Below are 9,774 nucleotides of genomic sequence, written 5' to 3' on the forward strand. Positions count from 1 at the left end.
CGAAATATCTTTTCGAACAGTGGCACCATCTTGATGACCCAGCGATGCACCGTCGAATGATCGACACAAATGTCGCGCTCGGCCATCATTTCCTCGAGATTGCGAAGACTCAGCGAGTAGGCAACGTACCATCGCACGCACAGCAGGATCACTTCAAGTGGATAGTGCAGCCGCTTCAGAACCTTGGCGATGTCCGGAGCAAGCGTCGTTCGTGGCGTCATTGTCTTCTTCATCGTGTGGCCAGAGCGTTTTCGTCCGCCTCGAATTTTACCTCGCCCGCGTTAATGCGACAGAACCCTTGGAACTCCGCTAGACGGCGCCCTTGCATAAGTTACCCACTGTTGTAAGAAAAAGTGACACAGCTACTGGCTTCTTTAGGCAAAGGTTCCATTCGGGCTGAAGAACGTCAGCTGGCGGCGCGGCCGAGTGACCGAGAATCGGAATATGCGCGAGGCGAGTTTGAGCCCTAATCTCGCGGCATAGTGTCAGTCCGTCCATCAATGGCATTACCCAGTCTGTGACAATGAGGTCGGGCACCTGATGCTTCAGGCATTCGAGCGCCTCAACGCCGTTGCTCGCGCAAGTCACCCCGTGTCCTTCGTTGACTAGGATAAGCGACCAAGCGGCGAGAACGTGGGGCTCATCATCCACGAGCAAAACAGAATACATTTGCGGTCGCCGATTGGTCGGAGTCGTTTTTGCTGTCGCGCCGCAAAGCAAGAAGCGCGCCAGTTATTGCACTGACAGCTACGGCGAGCGTTTGGCTTTGCAGGTGCGTTTTGCGCGCAGCGCATGCGTAACCCCCTTCATGGTTTCGCTGGACTTCCCTGCACTAAGTTGGTCCGCTCGACCGAACCATCGATTACGGCTGTCTTTATTAGCGTCGGCCTCTATAGTGAAGCCATGGTTGCCTCAGCTTAGGCTTTCTTTTCAGGATGCGCTTCTTTGACGGGGACAAAAGCATGACCGCCTCTTCTGGTTTGTTGAGCGGCACGCGGGGGCAGACGCCAGAGTCATTGCGGACGCTGTCCGAGTATCTCGAACTCTCGCTGGACAAAGGGATGTGCGTCATCATGATGCGCGATGGTACGGACCTCTGTTCTGTCTACGTCGGCGACCCGGCTGGCGAGGCAGACGACCTGACTCGTCATGGAAGCATTTCGGTGGCGGTGGCCAACGAGATACTCGTGTTGACGCAGGTTGGACCAAACCGGATGACCGTCGGCGACCAGACGTACCGTTTCTTTCGCAGTTTCACGCACATTGACAACATCGGCGCCGTGATATTTGTTCCGGCGTAGGCCGCTGCGGACTGGCGTCGGTTGTGACCGATGCCCCGGCGTCATTTAAGAGAGAGCGCGAGGCACCTGCTGCTTGCGGAGCGCGTCATTGAGAAACTGAAGCTTCGGACCGCCGGGCAAGCAATGCAACTGTATTGCAGGGAGCAGAGTCCGAAGCGAAAGCCGGTGGCTTTCAATTCTCGGCGACAGTCGAAAGAAGATTCCTTCGACACTTGCCGATTGCCCGCGACAGAAATCACTTACATTTCGCCGGCTGTCACCGACTCGCCAGCTTTCTGACGTTCTACCGAAGCAGTGCAACCAGCGTCGGACGGAGTGGTCGGCCCACGCCGAAGGCGTACTCACATCTTCGAGTGTCTGCAAACTCAAAGGCGTCAATCATTAAGGCGTGACGGCTGATGAACTGGCCCACAACGCGAGCAACCCTCACTTCGTCAGTCGAGTACTGTTCCGAATGCATTGAACGGGAAAGCTTATGTTTCCGAGCCATTCGCCATGCCCTAGACCTCTTGGCGAGCGCGATGAAGCGAGCTTACTGGCTACCCCGCTTCGACTCGCCCATTGCCTCCGTACTGTCCGTACGAGAGCGTCAGGGTTTATGTTCATAACATGCTCTGGGCCCTGAGTCGCTGGTCGTCGCCTTCTCGAGTGTTTCAAACATAGGGCTTTAGTACGCGGTGGACATCAACCGTTTGGTGTCTGGCTCACGCTGTGCCCTTGAGTTTTGCCGAGTGCCGGACGGCCGTCCTCCTTTCGGATAGTTCCCACGCTAAAGTATTTTAGTAACCAGTCGATAACATACGTATTGGGGTATTTCGTCGTGGTTCGAAAGTTGCCGCTATTTGCGGGAACCCCGGCGCTACGGGATGGTTGGCTGGTCCGAGTCAACTTGGTGTAGTGATACTAGACGCGGGAAAAAACGTGAACAATGAATTTGAAGCGGTGCGGATAGCAGAGCTGGTTGAATCAGATGCTGAGCGGTTAGATGGGGTGCCATTTGGCGTTATCGGATTTGCGTCCGATGCCATTGTCACGGTATATAACGCCACCGAATCGAGGAACGCCGGATTGAGGCCGCAGCGAGTGTTAGGGAAACATTTCTTCGAAGAGGTTGCCCCGTGCATGAACAATTTCATGGTTGCGCAGCGATTCGATGACGAGGACGTACTTGATGACATCGTTCCCTACGTCTTGACCTTGCGCATGCGCCCGACCCCGGTGCGGCTCAGACTGTTGAAGGCCCCGGGATGCGTGACCCGGTTTGTGCTGATTGAGCGAAAGGCGTCCAATTGAGCACCTCGAACGCAGACGCAAACGACCTTGAGTCCGAGTACGAAGCGTTGCTCTCGTTCATGTATCTGTCCCCGGTCGGCATTGTCCGCAGCGACAAATCCGGCCTCGTTGACATGATGAACCCTCTTGCCGCGCAGCTTCTAATGCCTCTGGTAAAAGGCGGGGGTATCGAGAATATTTTCGACAGCCTTGCGTCGGTCGCGCCAGAGCTTCGCAATCTGGTGGCCAGTTTTGAGGTCGAGCGGGGGCCTGTGTGTGAAAACCATCGAGTGTTTGTGACGCCGGCCAGGGATGGCGCTGTAGTCCTGGCTTGTTCCATCATCAAGGTTGGCGCGAATCTGCTGATGACGGTTTTGACGGACATTTCCCGGCAGGTCGACGCTGAGCGTCGGGCGCGACAGACCGAGTCATGGCTCGCCGGAATCTACACGAGTGTCAACGATTTTGCGTTCTTTACGCTTGACGCTGAGGGCTGCATCGAAAGCTGGAATCCGTCGGTTGGGCAGTTGACAGGCTTTGCTGAGACGGATGTCGTCGGCCGCACGCTCTCGCGTTTTTACGCCCACGACGATATTGTTTTGCACCGTTCACCCGCACACATCGCGCTGACGCGTGACGAGGGTTGGCATGTGGAGGAATGCTGGTGCGAAACCAAGTCCGGTCGACGCTACTGGGGGCAAATTCTCATCGCTGTGCTCCGTGAGGAGGAAGGTGACATATCGGGATATTCGGTGGTTTTGAGGGACGTCACGGAGCGGAAGGTGACCAGCGATAACCTCGCGCGTCTGCTTACGACTGACCATCTGACCGGCGTTTTGAGCCGCGCCCACTTCTTTGAAATTGCGGGGTCCGAGGTCGCACGTGCCAAACGGCATAGCCGGGCATTGTCAGTTGTTATGCTGGACGCGGATTACTTCAAGCGTATAAACGACACGGCCGGGCATCAAGCGGGTGACGAGGTCTTGAAACGGATTGCTGACGAAGCGAAGGGGCTACTACGGGAGTCCGACACCGTAGCGAGGCTCGGCGGTGAGGAATTCATCCTGATGCTGCCGTCGACAACGACCAACGAGGCGATGGCGGTCGCTGAGCGACTGCGCGTTGCCGTCGAGCGAGCACGTATTGACACCGCGGTCGGACAGCTGAAGGCGACGGTCAGCCTTGGCGTCGCAAGTCTAAGTCCTGCAAACCCGACGCTCGAGGGCTTGTTAGCTGCCGCTGACCGCGCGCTGTATGACGCAAAAAGAGCGGGGCGAAACTGCGTACGTGGCGGGTTTGCCGACCCTACGGACGTGGATTGTTCGGTCTGCGAAGACGGTAAAGCGTCTGAAACTGACGGCTGCCCGGCGACGGCAACTGAAAACGATAATTCAAACAGCAGATAATGGAAGGGGTTCAAGAGAGATGACTTCTTTCAAGATTCATAGCCAGAGCGAAAGGCCGGAACAATCGCAGGGATGTTCTGGGTGTAAGGACACAACGCCGTTGCCTCTCGAGATTGAGTTCGCCTTTCAGCCAATCGTCGACATAAGCGCCAAGGCCGTGTTCGCATGCGAAGCGCTCGTGCGTGGCGCAAACGGTGAGTCTGCGCATGCTGTGCTGTCGGAAGTCGATGATGCAAACAAATATCAGTTTGACCAGCACTGCCGGCAGGTTGCTATCGCCAGCGCAGCCGCGCTAGGTCTTGATGCATTCCTCTCCATCAATTTCATGCCAAAAGCGGTCTACAGGCCGGAGGTCTGCATAAGGAGTACCTTGGACGCTGCTCAGGAGCACGGCTTCCCGATTGAAAGAATAATATTCGAGACGGTTGAGGGCGAACATTTGATTGACCGTACTCACTTGGTCGAGATTTTTAGGGCATACAAGAAGTTTGGTTTCCTGACCGCAATTGATGATTTTGGAGCCGGTTACTCGGGACTTGCGCTATTGGTAGATTTCCAGCCCGACATCATCAAGCTCGACATGGGGCTTCTCCGCGGCATCGACACCGACTCGGTGCGTCAGCGCATCGTCCGAGGCGTTCTATCGATATGTCACGACCTCGGCATCCGCGTGGTCGCGGAGGGCATCGAGACCAAAGGTGAGCGTGACTTCTTTATTGCGCATGGCGTCAGCCTGATGCAAGGCTACTTCTTCGCAAGACCCGGTTTCAAATCAATTCCGCAAATCGATAAGGCTGCGTATCTTCCGTAACGGTAGATGCGGTCGCGAAGCCGCTGGCGTAAAAAGACTTTGGCGCGGCTTCCTGATGCAGGGTGTGCCCATGCTGGGCGTGTGTCCTGCGGTTGCGCGGCGGTGTCCGGGGAGTTGAGACTGAACGATTCAAGTTTCGCTTAAGTGCGACATCAAACTTAACGGGGAGTCGGTCACGACGAATGATTTCGTGACTACTGCCATACGTGCAGTACACTTCTGACGCGTGTTGGAACGGCGTGCTGCTCAGGGGCAAAAAATGAGTTTCCACACACTGAACCCATCGGAGCCATTCGGACTGAATCGATCTACGTCCGTGCGGAGCTACAAACAGACCTTCAGCCGACGCGGTTACGTGATCATGCCACGCGCAACTGAATCTTACATTTACGATGAAGCGGACTGGTAACGTGTTCGCGGCGGCAAAACATCATGTCACGAAGGAACATGACCGATTCCTCCCATTCTGCTTCGCGGTATACAGCGCCTGATCGGCGGCGCTCACCAACGCACCCGCATCCTCATCGGCAGCAATGACCTGAACTGCAAAGCCGATGCTAATCGTCAAATATCCGCTACTCGACGCGGCGTGCGGTATCTGCAGGCTCTCTACCCTCTCACAGAGCATACCGGCCCAATACGTTGCCTGCTCGTGTGTCATGCCAGTTGAAAGTAAGACAAACTCCTCCCCGCCGTAGCGGGCGATAAAGTCTGATGCGCGAAGAAAAGATTGGTCAAGGCTGGTAGCAATACGCTGTAAAGCGACGTCTCCGGCAGGATGCCCGTAAATGTCGTTGAACAACTTGAAATGATCGACATCGACCATCATCAGCGTCAGTGCTTGCCCATTGCGGCGAGAAATCCTCGACTGGACGTCGAGTTGCGAGTCAAAAAAGCGTCTGTTGTAAATACCGGTCAGGCTATCTGTCACGGAGAGCCGCTCAAGATGGCTTCTCATTTCCTCAAGCGACTGGTTCTTGTCTCGTAATTGTTGTTGTATGAGCACCCTCGCCGTCACGTCCTTCTGTATGCCGATAAAGTGGGTGACGGAGCCTGCTATATCGTAGATGGGCGAGATACTCAGCTCGTTCCAGAACATCGAGCCGTCCTTTCGATAGTTACGCAACGTCGCCAGACAGTATTCGCCGTCACGTATTGCCTGTTGAACAGACTGCAACTCCGTCTGGTCCCGATCACCATTTTGCAGAAAACGACAATTACGGTTGATGATCTCCTCCGACGTGTATCCGGTCAAACGCTCAAATGCAGGGTTGACGAAAATCAACGGCTGATCGGCGTTGCTATTGTCCGAGATCGTTATGCCATCGCGCGAGTCGAGAACGGCCTGTTTCAATATCTCCAGATTCATATCAGCATCTCGGTCAGCAATTTTCAGGGCTGTGCCCGACCGTAGATTCACGACGGGAGAGATTCGAACGTCGACCGCATTGGTCTCCTGAAAATTCAACGATACAATGGTATCAATTTCCGGGAAGGGAAACGGCGGCGCCAAAAGAAAGTTCCTGAAGAAATCACTGGCTTTTTCGGGTCGCCCCAGCAGGTATCCCTGGACCACTTCACAGCCCGCAGCCGCGAGTACAGCGAGTTGTGTTCGCCGCTCGACACCCTCAGCGACGACTGCCATATGTAATGCCCTGGCGAGTGCTATGACTCCCACCACCAGCGTCTTCGCACTTGCATTCTCGTCGATTCGATCAACGAGCGACTTATCCAGCTTTAGCGTGTCCGGCTGCAAATTGGTGAGGCAACTCAAGCTCGAGAAACCCGTACCAAAATCGTCAAGAGCGATGCGGAAGCCGAGCCGCTTTAGCTCATCCAGTACAGCTCTGCAGGAGTCTGCGGGTTCGACGAGAACCGATTCTGTTATTTCCAGCGTTATTTCACTGCTCAACACCCCGTATAACGCAGCGACCTCGGCAAATCGAGCGGGTAAGGTTGGGTCGTGCAACTGTTTCGCCGAGACATTGACCGATATTGGGACGAGCCGCCCACAACTTTCGCGCCATTTTTCTATCTGGCTCACGCCCTTATCAAAGACCCACTGTCCAACTTCCCGAATCAGTCCCGTGTCTTCGAGCATTGGAATAAATATCGAGGGCGGTACCATCGCACGACCCGGTCGATTCCAGCGAATTAGCGCCTCGACACTGACCATCTCTTCTGTAGCAGTTCGGAAGAGCGGTTGATAATACAGCTCAAATTCCCCTCTCGTCATCGCATGGCGCAAATCCCGCTCCATTTCGAAGCCGGTTAACAAGGCGCTCTCGTTGATGCCGAATAGCCGAAAGGTGTCTCGACCACTCTTTTTTGCCGCGTACATCGCAATGTCTGCGCTGCTCATCAACGCTTCAGGTGTACGGCCGTGCTCCGGGAATCTTGCTATCCCCGCCGATAGCGTGATTTCCATCGGGGCGTCTCCAAGGAGCTGGGAATGCGCGACAGACCCGCGAAGTTTTTCAAAGATTTCGGCGCAGTCTATCTGTGAATGATCACCGGGTATGACGATGGCAAATTCATCTCCGCCTTGCCGTGCCATAAACGTACCGGGCCAGAGCACATCGGCCATTGCAGCGGCAATACCTCGAAGAAGGCGGTCTGCCAGCACGGTGCCGGCTGTATCGTTCAAAACCTTGAAACGGTCAACATCTGCCACCAGCAGCGAAAACGGTAGCGTCTCCTCGCAACGAGAAGCCAGATACTCTGTAAGAGTGTGTCGATTCGACATCCCTGTCAGGACATCGACATTGGCGAGTCGATGCAGCTCAGCCATTCTGGCCCGCTCTTCAGTGATGTCAGCGCATACACTAATAACTCGCTTGCTCGAGCCAGGCATACCGACGGGCGATGAATTCACTCTCACCCAGCGGACAACGCCGCCATCGAGTAGAAGGGGAAATTCCGTCTCCGTAGGAATGTTGTCACGTGCCATTTTGCGCATGGCACATTTGAGTTCGTTCAGACCTTCGGAAGATACCCGTGACTGCCAAACCGTTACGTTGCTGTAAAGGGTCGCAACTGGTATCTGCCACATTCGCTCGAAACCCGAACTGACATGAAATATCTTCGAAAAATCAGTGCTCGTGGACCAGAACACCAGCGGCATGTAAATGTCGATGTCAGAGAGCAAGGTTGCAGCCTCGTCCGCCTGGCGCAGCGCAAGTGTTTTATTTGTGACATCCCGCGAGCGGCAAAAGACGGCTTTTACCTTGTTGTCCTTATCTCTCAGTGGGTAAAACGCCGAGGCCCACCACTTTGGAATGCCAGCGGCAGACGGCCGATACCCCGCGAAACACATTTGCCGTCCAGCCAGTGCGCCACCAAATGCATTTCTGGAAGCAATCGCATCGTCGCCTGTCCACACTTCAAGCCAATCAGATCCGCTAGATTGGCTCGTAAACTCTCGCTGACGGATCAATCCATTGCTAACCGCTGATTCCATGATCAGGCGGCCGTCCAGGTCAAGCAGTACCAGCGTGTCTTCGCTCGTGGAGAGCAACGCCTCGGCCAATTGTTGGAGCGGCGCAAATCGCGTTCGCTTTGTGTGGCCCTCAAACGCGCGTGCCACAAAATACGTTAACGCCACAAAAATGGCAGAAATTACCGCAGCAGCAATACCATATACCGCAATCCGAATCTCGAACCACGTTCCAACTGCCGCCACAATCATCAGGGACGGTAACAACATACATACATTTTCAAAGGTGCGACTAAATTCACGGAATACACCCATATAACGGGAGATAAAGGATATTTCTTGCACTTTATATTTCCTTGCCTCGTTCTCATGGCCGCATGGATTTCTTACGTTTGTCGATTTTTCGTTTTATTCATTTGATATGAATCAAGAATACACGTGATAGGAATAAAGTGAGATCAATCTTCAAGCACGCGCCGGAGCGTATCCGATCTGAAAAACGTGATTTGCTCCGCCCAGCGGAGTTTGCTGGCTAGATGGCGCTGTCACGTTAAATTGTTCGCGGCGCAATAGCGGAGAGGACAAGCGCTTGTTCAGAAAACGGACGGATCTTGGGTGGCCTCAGTGAAACGATACCAGGCGGCAAAGCGTGTGGCGAGCTGTTTGCGATAGAGTGAGGCGCATATCAAGTGTCGCTTGAGCGCGAAGTGCTGCCGGATCGGCCCGAAGCTCGATAGGAAAGCCTGTGTGCGTTCAGGATTGCGGAAGCCACGCATGCGTCGCTCGCGTTCGCGCGTCGGCTGATGACTGTTTTCCGCCCGGTTATTGACCCGCGCGCTGGCTTTGACAAAAACGTGCTTGACGTGGGCAAGTTCGGGAATCTCGGCTTTCGCCGCCGGATAGCTGCGCAGCTGGTCGGTCACGATCTTGCGCGGTGCCTCAGCACACGAGGCAAGCACGCGCTTGAAAAACCGCTTCGCTGCAGCCTTGTCGCGGCGCTTCTGTAGCAGGATATCGAGTTCGGCACCATGTTGATCGACGGCGCGCCACAACAGGTAAGGCTCGCCGCGCAACGTCACAAATACTTCGTCAAGGTGCCACGTGGTGCCGGGCCTGCGACGCGCCGCTTTCACACGGTGTGCGAAGCCAGCACCGAACTTATCGCACCAGCGTCGGACCGTTTCGTAGCTGACGATAACCCCGCGCTCGAACAGCAGCTCTTCAATGTTGCGCAAACTCAACTGAAACTGGAAGGCAGTATGACTTTGCGTGAGGCAAGGGCTGGCCCGCCGTGGGGAAACTGAACGCGGGTTAGCATTGCTGTCAGAGCCGCACGGGCGTGGACTGGGCCATGCCCCGGCGATTTCCTCCACGGAGGCCAGCATGCGAAACGATAGCACGGTGTACGTTGGACTGGATCTTCACAAGGACTCGATCACGGTCGCCTACGCGATCGACGCGGGCGAGATCGAGCTGCTGGGCAAGACCGGTACAACCGGGGCCGACATCGATCGCCTGTGCACACGCCTGCAATCCAAGGCGCCGCAC

At 55.2% G+C, this 9,774-nt stretch carries 7 protein-coding genes and 2 pseudogenes; 5 read left to right on the forward strand and 4 right to left on the reverse strand.

Features of this window, described 5'->3' with window-relative positions:
* Positions 1 to 233 (reverse strand): annotated as a pseudogene (locus HHL24_RS42550) (IS6 family transposase); the annotation flags it as partial.
* A gap of 76 nt (positions 234 to 309) precedes the next feature.
* Positions 310 to 669: a response regulator gene (locus tag HHL24_RS42555; RefSeq protein WP_169491234.1), complete on the reverse strand. Its 360-nt coding sequence runs from the start codon at positions 667 to 669 to the stop codon at positions 310 to 312.
* A gap of 293 nt (positions 670 to 962) precedes the next feature.
* On the opposite strand from HHL24_RS42555, the gene HHL24_RS42560 reads away from it, so the two are divergent.
* The 4 genes from HHL24_RS42560 (at position 963) to HHL24_RS42575 (ending at position 4,790) form a co-directional block, all read left to right on the forward strand.
* Positions 963 to 1,301, forward strand: coding sequence for a hypothetical protein (locus tag HHL24_RS42560; protein ID WP_169491235.1), 339 nt, complete (start codon positions 963 to 965; stop codon positions 1,299 to 1,301).
* A 921-nt stretch (positions 1,302 to 2,222) separates the two neighbouring features.
* Entirely contained in the window at positions 2,223 to 2,594 is a 372-nt protein-coding gene (locus HHL24_RS42565) for a PAS domain-containing protein (RefSeq protein ID WP_169491236.1), read from the forward strand.
* On the forward strand, positions 2,591 to 3,979 hold the full coding sequence (locus HHL24_RS42570) for a sensor domain-containing diguanylate cyclase (RefSeq protein WP_169491237.1): 1,389 nt from the start codon (positions 2,591 to 2,593) through the stop codon (positions 3,977 to 3,979). The genes HHL24_RS42565 and HHL24_RS42570 overlap by 4 nt, the downstream gene beginning before the upstream one ends.
* 19 nt (positions 3,980 to 3,998) lie before the next feature.
* A complete protein-coding gene (locus HHL24_RS42575) occupies positions 3,999 to 4,790 on the forward strand; it encodes an EAL domain-containing protein (RefSeq protein WP_169491238.1) in 792 nt (263 codons plus the stop codon).
* 430 nt (positions 4,791 to 5,220) lie between these two features.
* Here HHL24_RS42575 and HHL24_RS42580 read toward each other — a convergent pair whose 3' ends face one another.
* Together HHL24_RS42580 and HHL24_RS42585 are read right to left on the reverse strand one after the other, a co-directional pair.
* Entirely contained in the window at positions 5,221 to 8,571 is a 3,351-nt protein-coding gene (locus HHL24_RS42580) for a diguanylate cyclase domain-containing protein (RefSeq protein WP_169491239.1), read from the reverse strand.
* A 248-nt stretch (positions 8,572 to 8,819) separates the two neighbouring features.
* Positions 8,820 to 9,599 (reverse strand): IS6 family transposase, encoded by a 780-nt coding sequence (locus HHL24_RS42585; RefSeq protein WP_329606837.1) that lies wholly within the window; start codon positions 9,597 to 9,599, stop codon positions 8,820 to 8,822.
* Between the two features lie 10 nt (positions 9,600 to 9,609).
* On the opposite strand from HHL24_RS42585, the pseudogene HHL24_RS44465 reads away from it, so the two are divergent.
* Positions 9,610 to 9,774, forward strand: a pseudogene (locus HHL24_RS44465) (IS110 family transposase); the annotation flags it as partial.

The organism is Paraburkholderia polaris (assembly GCF_012927345.1).
Lineage (GTDB): Bacteria > Pseudomonadota > Gammaproteobacteria > Burkholderiales > Burkholderiaceae > Paraburkholderia > Paraburkholderia polaris.